General features: G+C 43.7%; 22 protein-coding genes and 1 pseudogene. 13 read left to right on the top strand and 10 right to left on the bottom strand.

Annotation, left to right across the window (positions count from 1 at the left end; all coding sequences use genetic code 11):
* Positions 1 to 18: 18 nt before the first annotated feature.
* A complete protein-coding gene (gene mltG, locus JMX70_RS04890) occupies positions 19 to 1305 on the bottom strand; it encodes an endolytic transglycosylase MltG (RefSeq protein WP_201590077.1) in 1287 nt (428 codons plus the stop codon).
* Between the two features lie 204 nt (positions 1306 to 1509).
* On the opposite strand from mltG, the pseudogene JMX70_RS12580 reads away from it, so the two are divergent.
* The 3 genes and pseudogenes from JMX70_RS12580 to JMX70_RS04880 all read left to right on the top strand — a co-directional run.
* Positions 1510 to 1931 (top strand): annotated as a pseudogene (locus JMX70_RS12580) (DpnI domain-containing protein); the annotation flags it as partial.
* A complete protein-coding gene (locus JMX70_RS12575) occupies positions 1911 to 2216 on the top strand; it encodes a hypothetical protein (protein ID WP_264753697.1) in 306 nt (101 codons plus the stop codon). The pseudogene JMX70_RS12580 and the gene JMX70_RS12575, both read left to right, overlap by 21 nt.
* Before the next feature lie 119 nt (positions 2217 to 2335).
* Positions 2336 to 2524 carry a DpnD/PcfM family protein gene (locus JMX70_RS04880; protein ID WP_227671169.1) on the top strand — a complete coding sequence of 63 codons (189 nt, stop codon included), beginning with the start codon at positions 2336 to 2338 and terminating at the stop codon, positions 2522 to 2524.
* A 6-nt stretch (positions 2525 to 2530) separates the two neighbouring features.
* Here the strand turns inward: JMX70_RS04880 and JMX70_RS04875 are convergent, their stop codons facing one another.
* Positions 2531 to 3484 carry an aminotransferase class IV gene (locus tag JMX70_RS04875; RefSeq protein ID WP_201590074.1) on the bottom strand — a complete coding sequence of 318 codons (954 nt, stop codon included), beginning with the start codon at positions 3482 to 3484 and terminating at the stop codon, positions 2531 to 2533.
* Between the two features lie 15 nt (positions 3485 to 3499).
* Positions 3500 to 4189: a hypothetical protein gene (locus JMX70_RS04870; RefSeq protein WP_320158248.1), complete on the bottom strand. Its 690-nt coding sequence runs from the start codon at positions 4187 to 4189 to the stop codon at positions 3500 to 3502.
* Between the two features lie 626 nt (positions 4190 to 4815).
* Between JMX70_RS04870 and aroE the strand changes: the two genes are divergently transcribed.
* A complete protein-coding gene (aroE, locus tag JMX70_RS04865) occupies positions 4816 to 5667 on the top strand; it encodes a shikimate dehydrogenase (protein ID WP_201590072.1) in 852 nt (283 codons plus the stop codon).
* Between the two features lie 81 nt (positions 5668 to 5748).
* Here aroE and JMX70_RS04860 read toward each other — a convergent pair whose 3' ends face one another.
* Positions 5749 to 6900, bottom strand: a complete 1152-nt coding sequence (locus tag JMX70_RS04860) for an FUSC family protein (protein ID WP_201590070.1) — start codon at positions 6898 to 6900, stop codon at positions 5749 to 5751.
* Positions 6901 to 7369: 469 nt separating this feature from the next.
* On the opposite strand from JMX70_RS04860, the gene JMX70_RS04855 reads away from it, so the two are divergent.
* Together JMX70_RS04855 and JMX70_RS04850 are read left to right on the top strand one after the other, a co-directional pair.
* Entirely contained in the window at positions 7370 to 9190 is a 1821-nt protein-coding gene (locus JMX70_RS04855; protein ID WP_191692273.1) for an acyl-CoA dehydrogenase C-terminal domain-containing protein, read from the top strand.
* A 166-nt stretch (positions 9191 to 9356) separates the two neighbouring features.
* A complete protein-coding gene (locus JMX70_RS04850) occupies positions 9357 to 9833 on the top strand; it encodes a hypothetical protein (protein ID WP_201590068.1) in 477 nt (158 codons plus the stop codon).
* Positions 9834 to 9883: 50 nt separating this feature from the next.
* Here the strand turns inward: JMX70_RS04850 and JMX70_RS04845 are convergent, their stop codons facing one another.
* Entirely contained in the window at positions 9884 to 10255 is a 372-nt protein-coding gene (locus JMX70_RS04845) for a 5-carboxymethyl-2-hydroxymuconate Delta-isomerase (protein WP_144296798.1), read from the bottom strand.
* A gap of 111 nt (positions 10256 to 10366) precedes the next feature.
* Positions 10367 to 10855, bottom strand: a complete 489-nt coding sequence (ybaK, locus tag JMX70_RS04840; RefSeq protein ID WP_144296799.1) for a Cys-tRNA(Pro) deacylase — start codon at positions 10853 to 10855, stop codon at positions 10367 to 10369.
* A gap of 293 nt (positions 10856 to 11148) precedes the next feature.
* On the opposite strand from ybaK, the gene plsB reads away from it, so the two are divergent.
* Positions 11149 to 13935 (top strand): glycerol-3-phosphate 1-O-acyltransferase PlsB, encoded by a 2787-nt coding sequence (gene plsB, locus JMX70_RS04835; RefSeq protein ID WP_201590066.1) that lies wholly within the window; start codon positions 11149 to 11151, stop codon positions 13933 to 13935.
* A 100-nt stretch (positions 13936 to 14035) separates the two neighbouring features.
* On the opposite strand, the gene ettA is transcribed toward plsB, so the two are convergent.
* On the bottom strand, positions 14036 to 15697 hold the full coding sequence (gene ettA / locus JMX70_RS04830; protein WP_144296801.1) for an energy-dependent translational throttle protein EttA: 1662 nt from the start codon (positions 15695 to 15697) through the stop codon (positions 14036 to 14038).
* A 457-nt stretch (positions 15698 to 16154) separates the two neighbouring features.
* On the opposite strand from ettA, the gene JMX70_RS04825 reads away from it, so the two are divergent.
* Both JMX70_RS04825 and JMX70_RS04820 read left to right on the top strand, forming a co-directional pair.
* A complete protein-coding gene (locus JMX70_RS04825; protein WP_201590064.1) occupies positions 16155 to 16445 on the top strand; it encodes a GNAT family N-acetyltransferase in 291 nt (96 codons plus the stop codon).
* A gap of 294 nt (positions 16446 to 16739) precedes the next feature.
* Positions 16740 to 17033 (top strand): 4a-hydroxytetrahydrobiopterin dehydratase, encoded by a 294-nt coding sequence (locus JMX70_RS04820; RefSeq protein ID WP_068407727.1) that lies wholly within the window; start codon positions 16740 to 16742, stop codon positions 17031 to 17033.
* 131 nt (positions 17034 to 17164) lie between these two features.
* On the opposite strand, the gene JMX70_RS04815 is transcribed toward JMX70_RS04820, so the two are convergent.
* Complete coding sequence (locus JMX70_RS04815) at positions 17165 to 17320, bottom strand: DUF1328 domain-containing protein (RefSeq protein ID WP_068407724.1); 156 nt, start codon at positions 17318 to 17320, stop codon at positions 17165 to 17167.
* 446 nt (positions 17321 to 17766) lie between these two features.
* On the opposite strand from JMX70_RS04815, the gene JMX70_RS04810 reads away from it, so the two are divergent.
* The 3 genes from JMX70_RS04810 (at position 17767) to JMX70_RS04800 (ending at position 21210) form a co-directional block, all read left to right on the top strand.
* The gene (locus tag JMX70_RS04810) at positions 17767 to 19080 is read left to right on the top strand and encodes a saccharopine dehydrogenase family protein (protein WP_201590062.1); all 1314 of its coding nucleotides are present in this window, start codon (positions 17767 to 17769) and stop codon (positions 19078 to 19080) included.
* A gap of 357 nt (positions 19081 to 19437) precedes the next feature.
* Positions 19438 to 20283 carry a hypothetical protein gene (locus JMX70_RS04805; RefSeq protein WP_201590060.1) on the top strand — a complete coding sequence of 282 codons (846 nt, stop codon included), beginning with the start codon at positions 19438 to 19440 and terminating at the stop codon, positions 20281 to 20283.
* A gap of 444 nt (positions 20284 to 20727) precedes the next feature.
* Positions 20728 to 21210: a hypothetical protein gene (locus JMX70_RS04800; RefSeq protein ID WP_144296805.1), complete on the top strand. Its 483-nt coding sequence runs from the start codon at positions 20728 to 20730 to the stop codon at positions 21208 to 21210.
* A 103-nt stretch (positions 21211 to 21313) separates the two neighbouring features.
* Here JMX70_RS04800 and JMX70_RS04795 read toward each other — a convergent pair whose 3' ends face one another.
* Positions 21314 to 23863, bottom strand: coding sequence for a Tex family protein (locus JMX70_RS04795; protein WP_201590057.1), 2550 nt, complete (start codon positions 23861 to 23863; stop codon positions 21314 to 21316).
* Positions 23864 to 24288: 425 nt separating this feature from the next.
* On the opposite strand from JMX70_RS04795, the gene ompR reads away from it, so the two are divergent.
* Positions 24289 to 25047 (top strand): osmolarity response regulator transcription factor OmpR, encoded by a 759-nt coding sequence (gene ompR, locus JMX70_RS04790; RefSeq protein WP_068407795.1) that lies wholly within the window; start codon positions 24289 to 24291, stop codon positions 25045 to 25047.
* A 115-nt stretch (positions 25048 to 25162) separates the two neighbouring features.
* Here ompR and JMX70_RS04785 read toward each other — a convergent pair whose 3' ends face one another.
* Positions 25163 to 25429, bottom strand: a complete 267-nt coding sequence (locus tag JMX70_RS04785) for a DksA/TraR family C4-type zinc finger protein (RefSeq protein WP_102077773.1) — start codon at positions 25427 to 25429, stop codon at positions 25163 to 25165.
* Positions 25430 to 25432 lie beyond the last annotated feature (3 nt).

Raw genomic sequence — 25432 nt, 5'->3', positions numbered from 1 at the left:
GAAATATAGACGATTAAATTACGGTGGCGGCGTTTGTGCTTTCTTTTGACGCATGACGCTCAGATACTCTCTGACCGCTTGGTTATGCTCATTTAAGCTATTGGTAAATTTGTGCCCGCCGTTACCGGTCGCCACAAAATATAACGCTTCGCTATCGGCAGGATGCAAGGTTGCTTCAATAGAGGCAGCAGATGGCAGCGCAATTGGCGTAGGCGGTAAACCATCGATTTGATAGGTATTATAAGCCGTCTTTTCATCGATGTCTTTGCGGCGAATATTGCCTTCATAACGGCTACCCATACCATAGATAATGGTCGGATCGGTCTGCAAGCGCATACTTTTATTCAAACGATTATTAAATACCGCCGATACCAAAGGACGCTCTTCTGCCACACTGGTTTCTTTTTCGATAATCGAAGCCATTACCAGCGCTTCATATGGACTGTCATAAGGCAGATCAGGGTCGCGATTTTCCCACGCTTTGGTCAATGCTTGCTGCTGACGCTTATACAAATCGGTCAATACCTGCTTATCGGTGCTGCCTTCGCCATAATAATACGTATCAGGCGCAAACCAGCCTTCAAGATTGTGATTGACGATAGCATCATTACTATTGACCACCGAATCTGGCAAAATGCCAACCAAATCCAACGCCTGCGCGATGCTGGCATTCGTGCTATCCGCCGTCAGTACTTCTTTTTTGATGCCTTTATTATCTCGTAGCGCCTGATATAAATCTTTTGAGGTTTTGCCTTCGATAATCTGTACCTTGACCATCGCCGCTTTTACCCCTTGCCCCAATACTTCTAAGGCTTCAGCAAAAGTAGGGTTTTCTGGTAATTGATAAATACCAGCGTGCAATGGGCCATCGATTTGCGTTTTCATATAAAGCTTGGCAATCGTGGCAGAAAACAGCGGTATTTGCTGCTGCCACTGCGGTAATAGCCCATAATACGTCTGACCCGACTCAATCGTCACCATCTGCTGCGGCTGCTCAATACGGCCAAACAGCGTCTGATACACCATCACCAAAAAGAACGCGGCAATCAGCCCAAGCACCAATAACACCTGATAACCACGCTGCATAAAAAACGAGGGATTATCAGCTTTATAGTGGCGCGGTTTAGTGCCACCGCTAATGAGTGAGATATCTGTCGCCGGTACTTCCTCTGCGCTAACGTCGTCAATGATAGGTTTTTTGTCTGGCGCTGTCGTCTCAACAGGCTGCTCCAGCGCGGCGTCATATTCATTTTTTGGCGATTCATCAGGGCGTTTAGGGGGTATTTCAGGTGTTGGCTTGCTCATGGCAACTCGCGAGGCAGAAGTTTGCTAGAATTTAGCACTGAACTGGACGATTTTCAATGGTATTTGCTTAGCTTATGAATTAACTTGGTGTTTATGCCAAGTTATATGGCTTAATACTCATAACCCATCTGAGAACGAAAATTGATTATGAATCTAAATTTTAATTAAAGTCTTGCTGCAAACTACAAATCTGAACCTTCAAGAATTCGTGTATTAAGTGAGGATTGGGTTGCCAAACACGGTTATTGTCCTAATTGTAGTGCTCAGCCATTGAATGAATTTGCTAATAACCAACCTGTCGCTGATTTTTATTGTTCAAACTGCGATGAAGAATATGAATTAAAAAGTAAGAAAGCAAAATTAAGCAACATTATTAATGATGGCGCTTATGACACTATGATTCATCGAATCAATAGCAAGAACAATCCAAGCTTTTTCTTTTTAACCTATTCACCAGAATACAAAGTTAATAACTTTTTAATCATCCCTAAGCATTTTTTAAACCCGATATGATTGTTAAACGCAAGCCTTTATCCATCACTGCCAAACGTGCCGGTTGGGTTGGCTGCAATATAGACTTGCGCAAAGTGCCCGAATCAGGAAAGGTGTTTTTGGTTAAAAACGAGCAAGTTATACCACGCAATAATGTCACCGAGCACTTTCAAAAAACCTTGTTTTTACGTAAGCAAACTATCGCTTCACGTGGTTGGACACTAGACGTTTGGCAGTGCATCGACAGACTCGACGCCAACTTCTCTCTCAATCAGGTTTATGCGTTTGCCGACCTATTAAAACTTAAACATCCTGAAAACAACCACATTAAAGATAAAATCCGTCAGCAATTACAAGTATTACGTGATAGAGGTATTATTGAATTTATCGGTCGTGGGCATTATTACAAATTATATTAAGCGCTTTTATTATCTTTTACTCACTTCACAAAGGACGATCACTTCTTTTTAAGCACCTTTGCTAAGCTAGCGTATATAAATCCTAAAGAAATTTTGATAAGCAAGTATTGGGAATAGTGATGATAAAAAGTGATAAGACAGTAGAGGAAATCTTTCAGATAGAGATTGTCGAGACGCTAAGTAACCTCGTAAAAATTAGCGCAGAGAACGAGCAAGAAGCACTATTAAAAGCGCAAGATATGTATAAAAAAGAGGAAGTTATTTTATACGCAGATGATTGTATTGATACCAAATTTAATATTCTTTAAATACAGTTAAATCGCTTCAAAACTCACCACTTCACCCGCCAATAACCTCAGACTACTCATGGGCATGATACCGCGTAGCGCATTACAAAAGAATAGCTGGCTTAAATAAGGCAAATCCTCATCTTGTAACGACCTGATGATGACGGGGCTATTGCTAGTCGATAATGTATCGATAATCACTTGCCGCATCACGCCAGCAACGCCCGATTGCGCCATCGACGGCGTATACCATTGACCTTGGGTTAAATAGTTGCTGTTGCTGTTGTTTTGAGAGTGTGGAGGATTGGACGATTTTGCGACTGGCGCTTCTACTAATTGATAAAACACATTACTCATCGTGCCCTCAACCCAGCGCCCGCTCATATCGCGTAGCAGACCTTCAGCGATGCTTGGCTTGATAGTGCCTGCCAATGTCTTAGCTTTGATAGCTTGCAGCTCGCCACTTGCCAGCACATTATCGAGGCGATTTAAGCTTTTAAGTCCAGCAAGCGTTGGCGGCAAACAAGCAATTTGAGAGGATAAGCAAATGGCGCTCGCGGCAGGTTGTAGCGGGATAAATTGCCCATCAGCGAGTGGCAGCGATCGTGCGGTAGTAATGGCCATTGGTGAGGATTTAAGCCAAATCTCGCACGCACTGCCGCCACCAGTATTTGGTGTATAACCATAACCACGGACTTCTTGCTCGGCGCGCGTGATTATAAGTTTTAGCATACCTTGCTGTAATTGCTTGGCATGTGTTTTTAACACCGTTAATAATGAATCGCTGTTCAGCTGAAGTTGCAAAGCTACCGCATGCGAGACAAGGCGCTGCTGATGATAGTCCAACCACAGTATCTGCCCATCGATGACGCCCATAGTGGTAAAAAAACCATCACCGTATGCCAACCCGCGATTGTCTAACGATACCGTGGTCTGTGTAGCATTTGACGGATGCAAACATATCCAGCTATTGGGCGACATTCAGGCCAGCCCCGCTTATTTATCAGCAGTTTGAGCAGCAGATTTATTAATCACTAGCATACAGCTATAAAACTCGCATTTTGCCAGCTCTACTTTTTGACCACCGATGGTTTTATTTTTGGCGATTTGACCGCCGAGCATATCAGCGACCAGCTTGCCGCCTTCATCGCCCATTAATTGACGCGCCAGTTGATAAGCTTTTTTGGCATGGTTTTGACTGATTTCTTTTTCTTTATCAGAGTCGGTTGGATTGGCAAAATACCAGCCAAGCTCGAGGTATTTTTCAGAATCAATCAGGTCCAAATACGGCGCATCATCCTGCATAAAGCGATATTTGGACGCCGGATTACTGGCATAGTCCAAGCTATTTTCGTCGGTGCTGACCACTTTACCAAAGGCTGATTGTATCTTTTTAAGCTCATCGATACTTAAGGAGGTTACTTTGGCAGTGCCCCACGAGGCGATATCGTATTTTACTGGCGTCCCTTGCGCAGCTGTTGCGCCATCAAGATCAGCGTTGGCATTGGGGTTTTCTGCCTTGGAGGTCTCAGCGGCGGTCTGCTCGCTATTATCAGCGCCTGCTTCTTTGGTGGCAGTATCGTTTTCTGTATTGCTATTACAGGCGCTCAAAGACACGCCAACTGCCATTATCGTACTGACCATCAAGGTCTGTAGGCTTTTATTCCACATGGGCAATGTACTCACACTTTTAAAGGGATCCAAAAACGGTATTAACGAGCGGGGTTTGCTGCCGCTGATAACGAAAAATGTCTGTTAAATGTTTATAGTTATACGCCAATCTCAACTTATCGTAGGCTTTTGATTTTTATAGAATTTAAAATTCTAATTGTTTTAACTGAAATTTTAAAAACTAAGTAAACCAATACCTTAGAAAAACAAGTTGAGAGTGGGGTAGTTATATAATTTATTGGTTATAGGCTTTGGTAGCAGTCAAATTGTTAAATATTGCCTTTTAATCATCGTAACACAAGGCCGACTGAAATCTTCATGCTCCCTAGTTTACCCAACTGCTTAACACTTGACTAGCTTTTACCTTACACTTACCGCTCCGGCAGAGTACAGATTTGTTAAAGACCTCACGAGATAAAGGCATGATTTATTTGGCTAATGAGCAGCTCCGTTTTTAGCCCTTTTATTGACTTAGCATAATTGACTTAGCAGAGGTTTGTGAAAGTTAACGTTATCCCCTATGATAAGTAGGATTTATTAAATGACATTGCATAAGATAATTAAACGGCCACTTTCTTATTGATAACTTCTCACCTGTTGATTTTGCCTATATTTCACCCTTTACAAGCAGCGGACCCTTTATGACCCAGCATTTTATCGTTATAGGCAATCCGATTGCCCACAGCAAATCCCCTGAAATCCATACGCAGTTCGCTGTGCAGACAGGCTTAGAGATTAGCTATCAGCGCCAGTATTGCCCTGATGATGTAGCCAGCTTTACTGCGGTGATTGAGGCATTTTTTCAGGGCGGCGGCGTTGGTGCTAATGTGACTGTGCCCTTTAAGCAAGTAGCTTATCAGTGCTGCGCGGCGCGTGGCGGCTTGTCTGAACACGCTAAGGTTGCAGGCGCTGTCAATACTTTGTTGATCAATAAAACGTTGCTAAAAAATGGCACACCGATAGCCGAGGCGATATATGGCGATAATACCGATGGCCAAGGGTTGGTCAATCACATGACAAGTTTAGATTGGCCGCTAAAGGGCGCGCATGTGGCAATAATCGGCGCAGGCGGCGCGGCGCGCGGGGTGATATTGCCATTGATTGAAGCGGGTATCAGCGAGCTTACCCTTGCCAATCGTACATTAAATAAAGCGATAAATTTGGTTACTGAGCTAAGCGCTGCAAGTGAGACGATTGCAAGGCAGCAGATTAAAACCTGTAGCACTGAAACGCTAAGCGGTGAGTTTGATATCATTATCAATGCTACCTCGATTGGGTTATCGGGCGATACACTGCCGCTTAGCGACCAGCTAGACGGCCATTATGCTTACGATATGATGTATGGACGTGAGCTGCCGTTTTTGCAGCATTTTACCAAGCGCGGCGCACAAACGTCAGACGGTTATGGCATGCTTATCGGGCAGGCAGCGTTAAGTTTTGAGCGTTGGACAGAACATAAAGTCGATGTTGCGCAAGTCATCGACAGTTTATAAGTACATTGAATGAACAGCTTAAACCGCGACTAAAAAAGCCATATGAATAGAAATCATACAGCTTTTTATCTGCTAAAAAATTTAGCTAAAACGCGCTAGCAGCCAATTCTCCATCCGGCGCAGCGGCACGCGTAAATCGGTCGAATGCATCACCACCCCGCCGCTTAGCCCCACCACGCAGCCAATCATGGTATCAAACAAACGCGCTAAAATGACCTCTTGATAAGCTTGCTTAGTAAACGGCAACCCACTGCCATATTCGGCGATGAATATCGTCAGCGGTGTGATAAATATCACTGCCAAGCCATAATGGCGGTCGACCAAGGTTTCGATACACAGCATTAAGCCTAAAATCGCCAGCGCCACGCCCCATATCGGCAAACCCCACGCCAGCATCCATCCCGCCAGCCCAACGCCAACCATGGTACCAAGCAAACGATGGATTTGCTTAATCCACATGGTACGCAAATGAATACCTTGGATAATCAAAAAACAGCTGACTGCTGCCCAATAGGGATTTGATAAATTTAAGCTCAGCGCGATGACTAAGGATAGACTGACAAAACCGGCGACAATCACACTCTCCGTAATGGTATCGGGCTCATAACTATAGGTCGGGGTCGGTGTCGCTGGGCGCGTCGCCAATAAAAACAGCGAATATAGCAGCGCCATCACCAAAGCAAAACCACTACCGAGTATCACCAAGCCTGTGGCCGGCATGACATCTTCTAAAGGCAGCGGGATAAATAGCGCAATCGCCCCCGCCATCATCACAAACAAACCTGCGGGCGGCGGTTGACGATAGTAGCGCCCAAAAATTACAATACCAAACGCCATCAAGGTAAATATCGGCAATTTTAATGGCGGAATTTGCTGCGCTATCAGGCCCAGCGCAAAACACAGCGACATGGCAAACCCCCACGCCATCACCGTCACCAAACGAAACGGCAGCTTACCTGCTAACGGTGTATTTAAAATAACCATCGCCCCTAGTGACGCTTTAATACCAGACGGCAGAGCATCAAAGTACGCCCCGACAAATACCGGAAAACTAATGGTAATTGCAGCGATAATCGGCATGTGCCACGGTCGTTTGCTACGGTTTACGGTTAATAAATGGTTAAGCTCACCATCGATGAGTTTTTTTAACCGCCCAACTACTGCCATTAGCCAAAATACGGGCGTCTTTTTCTGCTCTGTTTGGTATGCTAAATTGCGCTTTGGTGCGCTCATAAATTGTGTTCCTTTATTCTGTTTGGGCACGCAACTCATACACTTAACGGTTGTTTTGCGTCTATCCCGCTGTCTATACTGAAACTTATGCTACAACCTATATTAAAACTATGGTTCTTTATAAAGTTGGACTTATTGATGCCTATTTATAAATAAATAACCATTTATATTTATAACTTAAATTTTTATGTTTTTTAATATATTATGAATATTAGTTATCGGTTGTATATTTGTGGCTATAGAAGATTTATACTGACCTCAATGCTACGACAGCTGTTTTTTATCAAGGATGCCTTAACGGTTATCAAAATGGAAAAGCTGTTCTTAATAAACTTAGATGACGACCTGTGATACTGTCTGCCTTTATCCCAGATAATTAAACTCCCGTTTACATGAACCATAGCTCAATTGATGAGCCGACAGTCTATGCTAACGAACTATGCTAATGAAATAATCAAAGAGAGCGACTATGTTAACTTACAAAGCACCTTTGCGTGATATCAAGTTTTTGATAAATGATGTTTTTGACTATCAAACGCATTATAAAAGCCTAGACAATGGCGAAAACGCCGATCCTGAAACCGTCGATATGATTTTGCAAGGCTTTGCTGACTTTGCTGAAAATGTCTTAGCGCCTTTGTACCAGCCAGCGGATGAAGAAGGCTGTCATTTTGAAAATGGTGTGGTCACTACGCCTAAAGGTTTTAAAGAAGCTTATGACCAGTTCGTCGAAGGCGGCTGGCAAGGTATTTCGTACCCTGAAGAGTACGGCGGTATGAACTTACCGATGTCAATCAACCTTATTAAGTCTGAAATGATGGGTACGGCTAACTGGCCTTGGGCGATGTATCCTGGCCTATCAACTGGTTGTATCAACACCTTACTACAGTATGGTACCGACGAGCAAAAAGCGATTTATTTACCTAAATTGGTTGAAGGTACGTGGTCGGGCACCATGTGTTTGACTGAGCCGCAGTGTGGTACTGACTTGGGTCAGGTTAAATCAAAAGCCATCCCGCAAGATGACGGTACTTATAAAATCAGCGGTACCAAGATTTTTATCTCAAGTGGCGAGCATGACTTAACCGACAATATCGTCCATATCGTTTTAGCTCGTCTACCAAATGCGCCAGAAGGCACACGCGGTATCTCATTGTTCATCGTACCAAAATTCTTGCCAAATGCTGAAGGTGAATCTGGCGAGCGTAATGGCGTGGTTTGTGGCTCTATCGAGCACAAAATGGGTATCAGCTCATCGTCAACTTGTGTTTTAAACTTCGATGACGCAGTTGGTTACTTAATTGGTGAGCCAAATAAAGGCTTGAAAGCGATGTTCACCTTTATGAACACTGCTCGTATCGGTACTGGTATTCAAGGTTTGGCGCACACTGAATTGTCTTTCCAAAACGCCCTACCATATGCGAAAGACCGTCGCTCTATGCGCACTTTATCAGGTACTAAAGACCCTGAAAAAGTGGCTGATGCGATTATTCATCATGCCGACGTACGCCGTATGCTATTGACCCAAAAAGCCTTTGCTGAAGGCGGTCGCTCAATGATTTATCACTCAGCGCGCTATGCCGACAAAATGTCTCAAGGCGTTGCCAATGGTGATGACGCTGAGTTTGAAAAATGGGATGACAAATTGGGCTTTTATACGCCTATCCTAAAAGGCTTTTTAACGGAGCTTGGTATTGAAGCGGCCAAACACGGTCAGCAAATCTACGGTGGTCACGGCTATATCAAAGAATGGGGCATGGAGCTTATCGCTCGTGATGCCCGTATTGCGACGATGTACGAAGGTACCACTGGCGTACAGGCGCTTGACTTACTCGGTCGTAAAGTTATCTTGCAGTCTAAAGGTAAAATTATCCGTGATTACACCTCAAGCATTATGAAATGGTGCGGCGAGTATGCGCTTGATAAAGACATGCGTAAATTCGTTTGGGCACTGACCAAACTATGTGCTGAGTGGAACACCTTGACCGTACGCTTGATGCTGATGGCGCGTAAAGACCGTGAAATCATCTCTGCGGCATCAGATGACTTTTTGATGTACTCAGGCTATGTGATGATGGGTTATCACTGGGCGCGCATGGCGGCGGTCGCTTATGACAAGCTTGAAAAAGGCGGCACTGAGTCACCAGAATTCTACAAAGCTAAGATTCAAACTGCAGAGTTTTACTTTGATAAAATCTTACCGCGTACCTCAGGCCATGCTGAAAGTATGGTTGCTCCAAGCGAGAGCATGACGGCAATGGCAATCGATAACTTTGCTTTCCTAGACTAAGATTGCTTCACAATTGAGCAAATAATTAACAAGAAAAGCGCCTGTTCATTAGGCGCTTTTTTATGTTTAATATAAAGTCAGAGAAGATACTAGAACCATAGTTATCAAGTAATAGACATGCAAATAATAGACAGCTGATAAAATATAATTTAATAAGGAAGTAATGATGTTGTCGATTAATAACAGAACCACTTTATCAAGTACACGAGCGCTAAAAACGCTATTATTGAGTGCCGCATTAATCAGCGTTGGCGCCCATAGCGCGATGGCTAAAACCAGCGATACCCCCATCCATTTTGCCAAAGGCGCTATTAGTAGCGTGGTTACGGGTAAATTAAAACCTAACGAACAGGAGCGCTGGTACCGCTTTAATGCCGCCGCTGCGCAATATGCCATCATTAATATTGCGCCGCTTACTGGCACGTCTGAGACCGCCAATGTCGGCGTCCTGCACATGCCAAATGGTAAATATGATGGCACCAAAGGCGGGATTATTTACCAAGGCTGCCTACCCGCAACTGGCGAATATCGCTTACGTATCGCCCGCAATTTGATGGCGACTCACGGTAAAACCGCTGGTTATAAAGCTGAGGTGATGGTACTGCCTAAGTTTGCCAGTAAGTCGCTATGTGCAGATAAATAGCTGGTCTGTCATTTTTATAAATCACTCTTATAAACAATTGAGCCTAGCGTTTAGCTCAGCATTTTTTTATGATAAATCGCGCTGATTTCCTCTACTTCGACACAGATTTGAATGTCGGCGCGTCCCGATTGCTGTGCATTCAAGCTTTCCTCTATAGCAGCTGTTAATAATTCAGCGAGTTGATGGCGTATGACTTCGTCACGGCCGCTCATAATTTTTAGATACGCATAAACAAAGCCGTTGCGCTGCTCGTCATCTTCCACGCCAACCAAAAACGTCTCAATCGGTACGATGCGCGCTTTGATATCGGCAGGTTTACCAAAGTGTCCACTGTCCCACAGCACTTGATTTAATGCTTTTAGAAATGATTCTTCATGAGTAATCGTGACGTTTGGCGTCACTTGAATGGTTAAATGCGGCATGGGTAACATCCTTATTTAAAAATAGCAATTCTACTAATAAGCAGCGCAAACACTATTGAGAGCAAATGACAAAGGCGCAGAATAAACGGCGTGTAAAATTCTTCTTAAATACTAATCATCGATGATATCTACAAAGCGCGCGTTAAGCGTGGTCGCTAATTGCTCAGGTGGCAACTCAATCTCTAGACCTCGGCGACCGCCACTCACATAGATAGTCGCTTGCTGTTGCGCGGCGGCATGGATAAGCGTCGGTAGGCGCTTTTTTTGCCCCAATGGGCTAACGCCACCGAGCACATAACCCGTCGACCGTTCGACCAATTTAGGCTCAGCCATTTGTACTTTTTTACAAGCCAGCATTTTATTGCTCGATAAAGCCTTCGCCACTTTTTTAAAATTTAGGGTTTTATCGACCGGCAAAATCGCTACGGCCAGCGCGCCTGCGTCGGTTGTCACCACCAAGGTTTTAAACACCCGCTCGGCAGTAATGCCCAGTTTTTCTACTGCTTCTAGTCCGAAAGAGGCGGCGGTGCTGTCGTGAGTATATTCATGCAACTTATAATCAAGGCTTTGCTGTTTGGCAAGTTTGATAGCAGGGGTCATAATATTTTGGCTTAGAATAATGAAGTTAAAAGATAAAATTCTACATAGATTTGAATGTAAATATTTTGATTTAATGCCATACAGTATTGCGCGAAATCGCAGGCTTTTCTACCTCTGACTTTAAATAATTTCGCCTTTTAACGGTTGGCTCGTTAAGTATTCTCTGGCATTTAAACCAGTATTCTATGCCGTTATGAGATTAATATTGGCAGTATATACAGACACCATATATCGCTTTGATGGCTTTTATGGCATCATAAGCTCACCACATTTGACTAATTTTGATACTGATTATGATACCGAAGTTCTTAAAAAAACGGATTTTTAAAGCGCCCGTCGCAACTGACCATACAACCTCAACCCCAGAATTCGAGGCTGAGATGCTGCCGGTTGCCTCAACCCTTTATGCCAATGCGCCGATTAACCAGCTCTATCGCAAACTATCGGGTCAGCTGCTTGATGTGGCTGTGAAGCCAAAGCTTTTGGGTGAGTTGCCAGAATTTGACGATGACGACAATATCCTTAGATTTTATGTGCTGCAAGATTATTCGCGCTCCAACAGTATTTTGATTGACCTACAAACACAAGAGCACAATCTGCCACCCGCCTTGGTCGGTGTGCAAGATATTACTCATGATATTAAAGAAAATGCCGCCATTATCTTTTTACATCATCCACATGCCAAAGACAGCCAGTTATCACCTCGCCTATCGCGTCTGGTTGCCGCGGTCTTACAACATCCAGAATTACAAGTGCGCTTGGTACCAGTGTCAATTCTATGGGGACGCGCGCCAGAAAAAGAAGACTCGTTATTTAAACTGTTGACCGCCGATAACTGGGAAGATCCTAGCATCACCAAGCAGTTATTTAATATCGGGGTGATGGGGCGTGATACCTTTGTCCAGTTCCATCCGCCACAAGATTTACGCACCCTTATTCATGACAGCTTAAAAGGCGATGGCGAAGGATTCTCTGTCTTTGATTCTGTTGCTAGCGAAACCAATACCGTACAAAACACCGCGCAAGCTGATACGGCAAATGATGCTAATAAGGTAAATGATATAGCGCCAAGCTTTGCCATGGTTGCGTCAGCCGATGGCAATCGCGAGCTGGTGCGCTCATTACAACAGCAGCTTAATATTTATTTGGACAAACAGCGCGCCAGCATGCTCGGCCCCGACTTATCGGACAGACGTAACTTGGTCGACAAATTGGTTTATTCGCCCGCTATCAAACATGCGATAGAAGCAGAAGCTGAAGAGTCAGGCACCAGTGTTCGTGAAGCGCGCATGGTAGCCAAAGGCTATGCCAATGAGATGGTCAATGACTATTCGCACTCTATCATACGCGGTTTTTATAAATTCTTAACGTGGTTGTGGACGCAGCTATATGATGGCGTCGAAGTCCATCATTTTGAGCGTGTGCGCGAGCTTGCCGCTGACCATGAACTGGTCTATGTACCTTGCCATCGCAGTCATGTTGACTATTTACTACTGTCTTATGTCATCTATAAGCGTGGTCTAAGCATTCCTTATGTCGCTGCTGGTGACAACTTAGACGTGCCAGTATTGGGGCCATTATTACGCGGCGCCGTTGCATTCTATATTCGTCGTAGCTTCCGTGGTAATGCCCTCTATACCGCGGTATTGCGCGAGTATATGCACACCCTTATTACCCGCAATACACCCATTGAATACTTTATCGAAGGCGGTCGCTCACGCTCAGGTCGCCTGCTACCACCAAAGATGGGTATGCTAGCGATGACGGTACATAGCCAGTTACGCCATACCAATAAGCCTGTGGTATTTATTCCGACTTATATTGGTTACGAGCGCATCATGGAAGGCGGTACCTATGTCGGTGAGTTAAAAGGTAAGCCAAAAGAATCTGAATCGCTCATAGGTTTATTAAAAGTTGGCCGTAAGATTGAGCGTATCTTTGGTAATGTGCATTTAAGCTTTGGTACACCGCTGCACCTTAGCGATTTTATGACCAAGTTTGACGTGCCAGCCAATAGCTTGCCTGCCGATCGTACTGATACGCCACTCGATGACAAAACCAGTGCCATGGTCGATAACATCGGCGTAAAAGTCATGCAGCATATCAATAAAGCCGCTGTGGTCACGCCAGTATCACTATTGTCGCTGGTATTGCTCTCAGCACCGAAAGCGGCATTAGATGAAGATATCTGCCGTGAGCAAATCGCCCTCTATCAAGGTCTTGCTCAGCAGTTATCCTATTCAGAAGATACCGTCATCACTAAGATGAGCCCGCAGCAAATCATTGATTATGGTATTAAGCTCAAGCTCATTGAGCGTACGCCGCATATCTTGGGTGACATCATTCAAGTCGCTGGTAAGCAAGCTGCACTACTAAGCTATTTCCGTAATAATATCTTGCATGTCTTTATCCTATTGTCGTTCTTATCTGCCTTGGTTGCTCGTAATGGCCGTATCGAACGCAGTCGTCTAGACAGTATTGCCGAGCAGTTATATCCATTCTTACAAAGTGAGCTGTTCTTATATTATCCAGCACATGGCTTGGCCGAGACGCTCAACAAAAAAATCGACAGCCTACTCTCTCATGGATTGATTGTAGAATTAGGCGATGGTATGTTGAGTGTCCCTGAGACCAATAGTAAATGCTATCAGCAGCTACAAGTACTGGCGACCCCAGTCGAACAAAGCCTTGAGCGTTACTTTATGACCCTTGCCCTACTCGCTCAGCAAGGCTCAGGCAATCTGACCGAAAACGAAGTCGTTGACCTCTGTCATTTGCTTGGTCAGCGTTTATCAGTCCTGTATGCTGACGACATTCCTGACTTCTTTGACCGTGCGCTATTCACCAGCTTTATCGGTGCTTTGATTCGTCTTGATTATCTGCAAAAAGATGAAGAAACTGGCATCTTAACTTTCGATCAGCGTATCGGTAATATTGCCCATCATGCAAAATATGTCCTCAGTCCTGATATGATGCAAATTTTGCAGCAAGTGGCAAGCCTCAACGAAGAAGAAATTGCCCACGCCATTACTGAGATTAGTAATAAAAAGCAGCGTAAGTTTGGCCGTAAGCGCTCATAAAGCAACGTAAAAGCTGAACATAAAAAAGACCTCTAACGGATTAGAGGTCTTTTTTTATATCTAAATTATTGTCCAAAAATACTTATTATAAATAACTATTCTAGGTAGAAATCTTTTTATACTTCATACGCTTCGGACTGGCGTCATCACCCATGGTCTTTTTGCGATAGGTTTCAAACTCAGAATAGTTACCATCGAACCAAACTGGGCCTTCATCTTCGAATGCCAAAATATGAGTCGCGATACGGTCAAGGAACCAGCGATCATGCGACACCACCATCACCGTACCTGGGAATACTTGAATAGCATCCTCTAGCGCACGTAAGGTTTCGATATCCAAATCGTTTGATGGTTCATCAAGGAGCAAGACGTTAGCGCCCTGTTTTAGTGTCTTAGCAAGTTGTAAACGGTTACGCTCACCACCTGATAATTGACCGACATGCTTTTGTTGGTCTGAACCTTTAAAATTAAAGCGGCCGATATAAGCGCGGCTTGGGGTTTCATAGTCGCCTACTTTGATGATATCGAGGCCGTCAGAGACTTCTTCCCAAACAGTCTTTTTGTCATCTAAGTTATCACGTACCTGTCCGACATAAGCGACTTTGACACTTTCACCCAAATCGACTGAGCCGGTATCTGGCGTATCACGTTCGGTAATCATGTTAAATAGCGTGGTTTTACCCGCACCGTTTGGACCGATAATACCGACGATAGCGCCCGCTGGCACATTAAAGCTGAGGTTTTCATACAGCAGACGATCGCCAAACGATTTAGAGATATCGTTGACTTCGATGACTTTATTACCCAAACGAGGACCCGGTGGAATATAAATCTCAGAGGTCTCATTACGCTGCTGGAACTCTTTTGAGTTCAATTCCTCAAAACGCTGCACGCGTGATTTAGACTTGGCTTGCTGACCTTTTTGGTTTTTACGAATCCACTCAAGCTCTTTTTTCAGCGCTTTAGCAAACGATTCTTCTTGTTTATTTTGCTGCTCTAGACGGACGTTCTTTTGCTCGAGCCATTCAGTATAGTTGCCTTCGTACGGATAGCCATGGCCACGGTCAAGCTCCAAAATCCACTGAGCGACGTTATCCAAGAAATAACGGTCATGGGTAATGGCGACGATGGTACCGCTATAGTTCTGTAGGAACTGCTCAAGCCAAGCAACCGATTCAGCGTCCAAATGGTTGGTTGGTTCGTCAAGTAACAGCATATCAGGACGTGACAACAGCAGACGACATAGTGCCACACGGCGTTTTTCACCACCTGATAGTTTGCTAACGTCCGCATCCCATGGCGGTAGACGCAAAGCATCAGCAGCTTTTTCTAGCTGGGTATTTAAATTATGCGCATCCCATGCTTGAATGATGTCTTCCATTTTGCCTTGTTCTTCGGCAAGCTTATCAAAGTCGGCATCAGGTTCAGCATATTCGGCATAAATGGCGTCAAGACGTGACAGTGCATCTAAAGCTTCACGCATACCATCTTCGACGTTGCCGCGGACATCTTTACTGTCATCAAGCTGTGGTTCCTGCGGTAGATAACCAACCTTCGTACCTGCTTGCGCGCGCGCTTCGCCGCTAAAGTCTTTATCCACGCCCGCCATGATACGTAGCAAAGTTGATTTACCTGAACCGTTAATACCTAAAACACCGATTTTGGCGCCAGGAAAAAACGACAGATTGATGTTTTTTAAAATCTCGCGCTTAGGTGGAACAAGTTTTGACACGTTGTTCATCGTGTAGATATATTGAGCCATTAACACTCCGATAGACTGCATAGACGAGACGTGCAAACCAGACTTAGCAATCATGCCAAACGGGCTGCGCCTCAAAAATCAGGGTTATAAATTGTTTACCATTATCGCATTGTGGCGCAACCCCTGCAAGCTAACGGACTGTTTTACCTGTCTTTATATGCCTTTTAACTTTTTTTGCAGGCTTTTTACGCTTAGCTGTCTGTTTTAGTAGCTTTCTCTGCCAAAACCTTTATACAAAATCCTCCCTTACAAACTCTTGTCGCAATGTTTGAATTAAAGTAAGGCTATTAACATTCGCCCTATCTAGCCTTACGGTAAATGACTAGAAAATTCATTTAAAAAAGCTCACAATACCTAGGATAAGATATTAAAAAGTGAATAGATAATGATCACTTAATTAATAATTAGCTAATTAAAAGCTAGAAATAATTATAAATATCGATAATGGAGAATTTCTATGAGTAATAACGACAAACAGAATCTAGATATTGTACACAATGAGCAAGCCAAGCGTTTTGAAACGTCAATCGACGGTCATATGGGTTATATCAGCTATCAAGAACGTGGCGATCAACTGGTATACGACCATACCATCGTGCCACAAGAATTGGGTGGTCGCGGTGTTGGGTCTGCACTGGTTAAGCATGCTTTAAAATATGCGCAGGATAATAACAAAAAAGTGGTGCCACAGTGCTCGTTTGTCGCCTCATATATCGATAAACACCCTGAATATAAAGGGTTGCTTTAAGCTTAATAAAACAAGCCAATGATAGATAAAGCTTTATAGTAGTAACTATATCGTAGTAATTATGCTATAAAAGTCTTATCTTGATTTAAGCGCTAAAACGTACGACTCCCCCCTATTTATCTGACGATAATTATTATATTTTTGCTTGCAATGATGTAATAAAGACCATCAGAGTTAGGTGGGTTTTTTGTCCTATATGCTTTTTGTCATGACATTGGGCAAGAGAAGATATGTAAAGTGAAATAGAAAGCAGCAAACCGATAACCCTCTCTAATAATAATAAAGGATATCACCATGAGTAGTTTATCTAACCAACAAATCGACTTACAATTGGAAGACTTGGCTGGCTGGCGGCGCGACGGCAATAGTATCGTCAAAAGCTATCATTTCAGCGATTTTATTGAAGCGATGAGCTTTATGAATCAAGCCGCTTTTTATGCCGAGGCGCTCGAACATCATCCTGAATGGAGCAATACTTATAACGTTGTTGATGTCCGCCTGACCACGCACGATACGGGTGGTATCACAAGCCTAGATATTCGCCTTGCAAAACGTATGGAACATATTATCCAGCCTAAGACTTTCTAGAACCACATAAGACGTTTGGCACTAAGAGTAATCAAAATAGTCAAATTTTAGCCATAAAAAAAGTCCTCAATCGAGGACTTTTTCTTATTACCAATATGGAAAATTACGACCTAAGCAGTCACTGTTCTCTATTACATACGGCGACTAACAAATGCGACAATGAATAGAATCACAGCAATAGCTAGTAGGATATAAGCAAAGTTTGCCGATAAACCAGCGACACCGCCAAAGCCTAGGAAACTTGCAATCAACGCGATTACCGCAAAAATAATGGCCCAACGAAACATAATATTCTCCTCAAATTATGGTTAGAAATTAGCTATACAGCTAGCAGTTTTGGTTGTTAATAAACTATTTATCAATCAACCGTTTTAGCACTGCACTCTTTTCTTCCTGAAAATCTTCTTTTTGTTTTGATACAACTTATTACTGCGTACGAATATAGATTAGCAATGATTTTCTCTAAAGAACGTTCATTTTGGTAATAATGTCGATAGGTTATGTAAACTTTGTAGCAAATCTTACCATTCTTAAGTTTTTTACTTGGCTTTTCAAGACTTATGTGTAGAGATAGTGAATAGTTACTTAAATTCGCTTATTTTTATGACAAAATCTGCTATAAACCTAAATCTGCTACTTTCTGCAGATTCCATATCTAATGTCAGTTGCATAATGAACAAAAACAGCTATTTAGCAATTTCACAATAATCGCTATTTAATAAGGAAAATAACTATGAATACGGAAACCTCAAACGATACAGCGACATCAAAACAAACATCAACAAATCAAGAGCCTGCAAACCCTAGTGAGAAGCGTCCTTACGCGGTAGTTTTGTACGGTGCGACCAGCTTTGTAGGTCAGATTACAGCGCACTATCTAACAGAATTTTTATCGAATGCTAAAGATAAAAATGGCGAGAATGTCACGTGGGCGATAGCCGGTCGCGATGAAGAAAAGCTCAATGAGCTACAGTCTAATCTTGCCAGCAAAGTCGATATAATCATTGCCGATAGTAACGATGCTGCTAGCCTCGATAAGATGACCAAGCAAGCCCAAGTTATTATCTCAACCGTTGGCCCTTACCTAAAATATGGCGAACCTTTGATTAAATCTTGCGCCAATCATGGTACCGATTATGTCGATCTGACTGGCGAAGCGATATTTATCAAAGATATGATGGATAAATATCAGGACGCCGCCAAGCAAAGCGGCGCGCGTATCGTCAATTCATGCGGCTTTGACTCTATTCCGTCGGATTTGGGCGTATATTTTACCCAGCAGCAAGCACAAGAAAAATTGGGTAGCACTTGCGATGTGATTCATATGCGCGTCAAAGCGGCAAAAGGTGGTCTATCTGGCGGCACAATTGCGTCGATGGCGACAATTTTTGAAGAAGTTGGTCAAGATAAATCACGCCGTAAGCAAGTAGCAAACCCTTATTTGCTCAACGATGACAAAGATGCACCAAACGTGCGCCAAGATAATGTTAGCAAGCCAGAATACGATGGCGAGCATAAACGCTGGCTGGCACCTTTTGTCATGGCCAGCATCAATACCCGTATTGTGCATCGCAGTAACCAGCTGCTTGGTTATGAATATGGTCGTGACTTTAAGTATGACGAAGCGATGTGGATGAAAGACGGCGTAAAAGGTAAATTATCAAGCTACGCGATGAGCGCAGGCTTAATGGGTTTTGCCACCGCCATGATGATTAAACCAAGCCGCGAGCTGTTATCTAAACATGTGCTACCTAAATCTGGCTCAGGCCCTTCTAAAGAGGAGCAAGAAAACGGCTACTTTGATATTCGCTTGTTTGGTGAAACCGCCAACAACGACGCCATTAATACTAAAGTAACTGGAGATAAAGACCCAGGTTACGGCAGCACCTCGCGTATGTTGGCGCAAGCAGCTTTATGTCTCGCGCAAGATATTAGTAAAGACGATGTCGGTGGTGGTTTTTGGACACCTGCTTCAGCGATGGGCGATCGCTTAATTGAACGTTTACAAGAACATTCTGGTCTCAGCTTTGAAGTAGTAGAAGATTAATAGCAACCATAGTTAAGATTAAAACGAGTTAATTCTAACTAAGATAGTAATGACCGTTTCTTGGCAACAAGAGGCGGTTTTTTATTACCTATATTATTTACCTCGTTGATCTTCAATTTTTAGACAAATGTTAATAAACGATAAAAGCGTATTTCTTTGGTAAACGATGTTGCCCCTTTGCCCTTTTTCAATACATTAAGCTACACATTTCCAGACTAATGTCACAGCCATATTGCTATAACTCACGTAGGATTGAACAGGTTATGGCACGGATTTTATAGACCAAGCCTAAGTTCAATGAACCCAAAGAGACATATTAACAATAACTACATTAATAACAACTAAGAGGGAATGACTATGAAATTAAATCTATTAACAGCCGCAGTTTTGACATCCAGTGTCGCCATGTTTGCCAGTACCGCCAACGCCGGTATGACGACTGATAACCATGGCAACGTTGGTTATGACAGCTACGATGAATGTGTCATGGCGGTCAAAGATGGTTCGGCGAAATTTTATACGCCTTATACTTACCAAAAACCAAAGATGCAGGCAGGCGAAGCATCGATTAAAAAGATGCGTTTGTCTGAAGTCATGATTCCTCAAGCCGTGGTCAATAGTAATAATTTACAAGCCAGTGATTATTCAGCCGGTGCTTGTGATTTGGGCGTTGGACAATCAAACGGTCGTTATGGTGTTTCAGGTCCTTTAGTGGGCAAATACGTGCCTATCGCTGCTGATATGCCCGTCAACGTTTATATGGACAAAGCCGGTAATCCGGTACGACTCAGCATGCAGCAGTGCGACAATCACTTTGGTGCTAAATTCCCTACCCCTGTTGTCAGCGACCCTAAAGAAACTGAAGCGCCAGCGCCAGAACCTCAAGTTGCGATCACTGAAGAGCGCAGTATGGAGCCAGTCGTTGTCGAAACTAGCCGCGTTATCCGCCCTGCTAAGTACCGTGTAAAAGAAGTCATCATTGCGCCGGAAGACCAAATTAAACGCGTTAATACCGCAAGTGGTACAGCAATTGCGGTAGAAGATGGAGCTAATCGCGCCGTCATCGTTGGTGAAGAAGCAGATAGCAGCGTCCTTGAAGATACAGAAATCAGTCAAACCTTCCCTGTGATTCGCGTGCCGGACAATAATACCCAGCAACGCGTGGTCAATCCAACAACCGGTAAATATGTGATTGTTGAATAGAATGTTGATAATTGAGTATTAACCATACGGTCTTTAAAATTAGAAAGGAAAGCAAAAAAGACATTTTGCTTTCCTTTTGTCGAGCCTGACAATAACGCTACAATAGTTGCACAAACTCACTTACAAACACCGCTCTGTGAGAGTTTTAATCGATGTGCTACTGAACCCATGCTTATTTAGTTGCTATTCTCCTATTAGATTTTTATCACTGACCCAGTTCAGCTTATAAAACTCTCTAACCAAATCAATCATGATAATCGTTCAATGGTTATCATGATTTTATTTTGTCTATAGGTTTAATGTTAGATATATTAAATATATAAATGCGAAATACTAAATAAATTGGTATAGCAATTTTGTTTTATACAACAATACTCAATATAAGCGTCAAGTTTAAAACCCCTTAAACTGACATTATAAGATTGTAAATTAAGGAATGGATTAATGAAAAAAAGTACTCTATCTTTATCGTTACTTATGGGCGCAGCGCTCACTATCCCAAGTTTGGCTATGGCAGCCCCTACTGATAGCGAAGCAGTAGAAGATGCAGCCACTGCAACCACCCTCGAAGCTGAAGGCACTCCTACAAATGAAGCCGCAACCGATCACTCTAATCCATTTCAGTTAAGCGAAACTCAAACGATCAAAAGAGCACAGGTTAATAATCTTGCTAACAAACAGCCAATGACTACTGAGCTACAATCTGAGCAAGCGACAATTCAAAATACCATGCAAGAAGACATGCAGGCGCAACAAGCCGCAATGCAAAATCCAGAAGCTGCAATGCAGCAACAAGCCATACAAGATGATGAAGCAGCGATGCAACAACAAGATTTGCAGCAAGCTATGCTAGATGAGGAAGCAGCTCTACAAGAAGAAGCATCATTAGAGACTGAAGAAGATGACGAGCCGACGCAAGCGCTATAAAACATAAATAGCAAAACCAATTTTAAAGAGAATCCTCCAATATATTCTCAATAAAAAAGGCAACCATTTGGCTGCCTTTTTTGGTTAATCATTATGACAAATATTATTTTTTAGTTTTAGTAACGCCAGCTTCCTGCAACAGCGCGCCAAGCGTGCCTATTTTATTAGGTGCTTCTTTATTAGATGCTGCTGCTTTCTCCGCTCTAGGTGCTTTACGACGGTTGTTGGCATGATCTTTATCTTGACGATTGCCACGTGGTTTTGACGAACGCTTATCAGCCGCTGGACGACTATCACTTGGACGGTTGCTACGTGGACGATTGGTTTTATTCTCATTACCCGTACCTTCTGTAGTTGACTTCGCAGCTGGGCGTACGGGTTTTTCAGATTCAGGCTTCATACTAAAGCCGATACGGCCGCGTTTTTCGTCGATAGAAATCACACGTACCGAGACGATATCACCGGGCTTAACGCGGTTCATCGGGTCAGCGACGAAATCATTGGCCATCTGTGAGATATGCACAAGACCATCTTGGTGGACGCCGACATCAACGAAGCAACCAAAAGCTGTCACGTTGGTAACAACACCTTCAAGCTGCATGCCCTCGCTTAAGTCTTTAATACTATTGACGTCTTCACGGAAGTTAGCCGTTTTAAACTCAGGGCGCGGATCACGAGCAGGCTTGGCAAGCTCTTCGATGATGGCTTTGACACTGATATTATCATCATTGGCAGCCAGTGCAGTGGTATCGATGCTGTTTAACACGCCATCGTTACCGATAACTTCTGGTAATGCTTTACCGGTTTGCTCAAGTAAGCTGTCAACCAGCGCATAGCTTTCTGGATGCACGCCTGTCGCATCAAGGGGATTGCTACCGCCGTGGACGCGTAAGAAACCTGCCGCTTGCTCAAAGGTTTTTACCCCTAAGCGTGGTACGTTTTTTAATGCTTCACGGCTATCAAAGGCGCCATGCTCTTTACGATAGCTGACGATTTGCTGGGCGACGTTTTTATTCAAACCGGCAATGTGCGCCAAAATAGCAGGACTTGCGGTATTTACATCAACACCAACGGCGTTCACGCTGTCTTGCGTGACTTTATCTAGGCTATCTGCCAACTGGGTTTGATTGACATCATGCTGATATTGACCAACGCCAATCGCTTTTGGGTCAACCTTAACTAGCTCTGATAGCGGATCTTGCAAGCGGCGGGCGATAGAAACCGCACCGCGTACCGAGACATCTAAATTGGCAAGCTCGTCGCTGGCAAGCTCACTCGCCGAATAAACAGAAGCGCCTGACTCATTAACGATTACGGCTTTGGCTTTTAACTCAGCGTTGGCGGCCAAAATCTCTTTAATCATCGCGTCTGTTTCGCGGCTCGCCGTACCGTTGCCGATAGCGACCAAATCAACGCCATAAGTGCTTAATAATTCATCGATGACTTTTTTGGCTTCATCCATCTTATTATCGGGGGCAAACGGATAAACGGTGGCGACGACAGGCTTTTCTTCGCCATCTAGCATGACATGGCCTTGGGTATCCACAATCGCCATTTTAACGCCATGACGGATACCCGGATCAACGCCTAGAATCACCTTACGGCCAGCAGGCGCTGCCATAAGTAAATGCTGTAAATTATTGGCAAATACATCAATGGCATCGGCTTCAGCGGTCAGACGTTTTTCTGTCAATAAACGATGCTCAATATGCGGACGCCATTTTTCTTTCCATAAACTGGTCGCGGCCTCAACTAAAAACTCTTGACGTTCTGCTGGCGCTTTGGCATCAACCTCAAAGTGCTTGACGATTTTTTCGATAAATGGCGCGTCTTCGCCTTCGATTTTAAGACCTAAAACGTTTTCTTGGCGACCGCGAAGCATCGCTAATAGACGATGATTTGGCAAACGCGCCAAGCTTTCACTATGTTCAAAGTAATCTTTGAACTTCTCACCAACTTCGCGTTTTTCTTCACTGGCGACGCTCGATACTATACTCGCCGTTTTCGCAAAGCCACTACGTAAATTATCGAGTAAGTCTAACGCTTGCGTCCATTCATCAACGATGATGGCTTGTACGCCTGCCAATTGCTTGTCGATATCGCTGAAGTCGACTTCAATCTCATTACCACTATCATCGGTAATGCTAGATTGTGCTTGATAGTCGGCAAGCGCCTCTGTCGGTGTAATCTCTTGTGTTAACAGCGCTTGTGCAGCCACATCAAGACCAGCGGCGCGTGCTTTGGCCGCTGGTGAGCGGCGACGCGGACGGTATGGCAAGTAGATGTCTTCAAGCTCAAGTTTCGACGTCGCATTATCAATACGCGTCTGCAGCTCGTCAGTCAAATTACCCTGCGTGCTTAGCAGCTCGGTAATTTTAAGGCGACGGGTTGCCATATCACGCTCATAATTAAGCGACTTCTCTAAAGCTCGCAGCTGCGCATCATCAAGATTCTGCGTCTTTTCTTTACGGTAACGGGCAATAAAGGGAACGGTCGCGCCTTCATCGTAAAGTTTGACAAACGCATTGACTTGAGCAGTCTTAATGCCAAGCGCGCGAGCAAGCTTGTCGTGAATATTCGCGTGTGTGGTTGCATCCAAAACCTGTGCATTTGTCGAGGTTTGAGATGGCGTTAAGGTATCAGTGCTACTCATAGACGTATCAATCGTTGAGAAATGTAGTTTTGCATTATAGCAAAAGCTGCATGAATAAAAATCCTTTTTATCTTTTCGTTATTTATCACCTGTTTTCTGGCAAAAATCGTCTGATATCGCCCGTTCTTGCGCCTTGTTAAACAAACGCATACAGCATTTAGCATTATCGTTGATGCAATTATTACAGCAATCTTATACACTAAAGTCTCAATCGCACAAATATTGCAGTTTACTACTGTACTGAACAATAGTTTTTCATATTTATTGATTTTTAGCAATCGATGGAATGATTCCTAGCTAGCAGCACTAATATTGTTACCTTTATGGATGCTTTTTTGAATTCTATTTTTATTAACAAAGATATTCACCCTTGTATTTTTAATCACAATTTCTACCAATAATAATTTTTATAAGAGGATGACTGTATGACAGATAACAACAGCCCTGACACCTTAAACCAGCGTATTTTGGTCGTTGATGACGATGCCCGCTTGCGCTCTTTATTGCAGCGTTTTCTAGAAGACGATGGTTTTGTCGTTCGTACGGCGCATGATGGCAATCAGATGGACAAATTGATGCAACGTGAGCTGTTCTCATTGGTGGTATTGGATTTGATGCTACCAGGCGAAGACGGTATTAGTATCTGTAAGCGTTTGCGTGAAGACAATGGCGATATACCGATCATCATGCTGACCGCTAAAGGTGGCGATGCCGATCGTATCGCTGGCCTTGAAGCCGGCGCTGATGACTATCTGCCAAAGCCATTTAACCCAAAAGAGCTATTGGCACGTATCAAAGCAGTATTACGTCGTCAAAATCGCGAACTCCCCGGTGCGCCAAGTCATCAGCTTGAAGTGGTTGAGTTTGGACCCTGGACGCTTGATTTATCGACCCGTACCCTGAAACGTGATGGTAATGTGGTGACTTTAACAACCGGTGAATTCTCGGTATTAAAAGCCTTGGTGCAGCATCCGCGTGAGCCATTGACGCGTGATAAGCTAATGAATCTTGCCCGTGGCCGTGAATGGGGCGCGATGGAGCGTTCTATCGATGTGCAAGTATCACGTTTGCGCCGTCTGATTGAGGACAATCCGTCACAGGCGCGTTATATCCAAACCGTTTGGGGCGTCGGCTATGTATTCGTACCCGATGAAGCAGAAGTTGAAGCCGCTAAAAGTGAATAGCTTTAGCATTCAATGTTGATACTATCTAATGCCATAAAAAAGCCCTGCAATTAATGTGCAGGGCTTTTTTATTTTTCTAACTATTGGTTTAACGCTAAATATTTAGTGCATAAATCTAACGTAATTGACTGTCTTTACTACCGCGGCGATTAAATAACTCGGTCGCCTTTGCTTCTTTTTCAAGCTCAGACTGACAGCTAACGCAGTGCTGCACACCCGGTACCGCTATGCGCCGCGCTTCTGGAATGGGATTGCCACACTCATCGCAAAACTCAGCACTTTCACCGGTCGGCAGTGCACGCCGTGCGCGCTCTAACGCATCATTAACGGTCGCATCCATTTGTTCATGCTCTGCCCCATCTCTTGACCAGCCACCTGCCATAAT

This window comes from Psychrobacter pulmonis (assembly GCF_904846465.1).
Taxonomy (GTDB): Bacteria; Pseudomonadota; Gammaproteobacteria; order Pseudomonadales; family Moraxellaceae; genus Psychrobacter; species Psychrobacter faecalis.
The sequence above is the reverse complement of the archived record's forward strand: the minus strand, read 5'-3'. Positions and strand labels throughout refer to the sequence as shown.

Bases quoted from the DNA above. Each gene is read 5' to 3' on its own strand.
- mltG (WP_201590077.1), bottom strand. From the start codon at position 1,305: ATGAGCAAGCCAACACCTGAAATACCCCCTAAACGCCCTGATGAATCG.
- JMX70_RS04880 (WP_227671169.1), top strand. From the start codon at position 2,336: ATGATAAAAAGTGATAAGACAGTAGAGGAAATCTTTCAGATAGAGATT.
- JMX70_RS04875 (WP_201590074.1), bottom strand. From the start codon at position 3,484: ATGTCGCCCAATAGCTGGATATGTTTGCATCCGTCAAATGCTACACAG.
- aroE (WP_201590072.1), top strand. From the start codon at position 4,816: ATGACCCAGCATTTTATCGTTATAGGCAATCCGATTGCCCACAGCAAA.
- JMX70_RS04860 (WP_201590070.1), bottom strand. From the start codon at position 6,900: ATGAGCGCACCAAAGCGCAATTTAGCATACCAAACAGAGCAGAAAAAG.
- JMX70_RS04855 (WP_191692273.1), top strand. From the start codon at position 7,370: ATGTTAACTTACAAAGCACCTTTGCGTGATATCAAGTTTTTGATAAAT.
- JMX70_RS04850 (WP_201590068.1), top strand. From the start codon at position 9,357: ATGTTGTCGATTAATAACAGAACCACTTTATCAAGTACACGAGCGCTA.
- JMX70_RS04845 (WP_144296798.1), bottom strand. From the start codon at position 10,255: ATGCCGCATTTAACCATTCAAGTGACGCCAAACGTCACGATTACTCAT.
- ybaK (WP_144296799.1), bottom strand. From the start codon at position 10,855: ATGACCCCTGCTATCAAACTTGCCAAACAGCAAAGCCTTGATTATAAG.
- plsB (WP_201590066.1), top strand. From the start codon at position 11,149: ATGATACCGAAGTTCTTAAAAAAACGGATTTTTAAAGCGCCCGTCGCA.
- ettA (WP_144296801.1), bottom strand. From the start codon at position 15,697: ATGGCTCAATATATCTACACGATGAACAACGTGTCAAAACTTGTTCCA.
- JMX70_RS04825 (WP_201590064.1), top strand. From the start codon at position 16,155: ATGAGTAATAACGACAAACAGAATCTAGATATTGTACACAATGAGCAA.
- JMX70_RS04820 (WP_068407727.1), top strand. From the start codon at position 16,740: ATGAGTAGTTTATCTAACCAACAAATCGACTTACAATTGGAAGACTTG.
- JMX70_RS04815 (WP_068407724.1), bottom strand. From the start codon at position 17,320: ATGTTTCGTTGGGCCATTATTTTTGCGGTAATCGCGTTGATTGCAAGT.
- JMX70_RS04810 (WP_201590062.1), top strand. From the start codon at position 17,767: ATGAATACGGAAACCTCAAACGATACAGCGACATCAAAACAAACATCA.
- JMX70_RS04805 (WP_201590060.1), top strand. From the start codon at position 19,438: ATGAAATTAAATCTATTAACAGCCGCAGTTTTGACATCCAGTGTCGCC.
- JMX70_RS04800 (WP_144296805.1), top strand. From the start codon at position 20,728: ATGAAAAAAAGTACTCTATCTTTATCGTTACTTATGGGCGCAGCGCTC.
- JMX70_RS04795 (WP_201590057.1), bottom strand. From the start codon at position 23,863: ATGAGTAGCACTGATACCTTAACGCCATCTCAAACCTCGACAAATGCA.
- ompR (WP_068407795.1), top strand. From the start codon at position 24,289: ATGACAGATAACAACAGCCCTGACACCTTAAACCAGCGTATTTTGGTC.
- JMX70_RS04785 (WP_102077773.1), bottom strand. From the start codon at position 25,429: ATGGCAGGTGGCTGGTCAAGAGATGGGGCAGAGCATGAACAAATGGAT.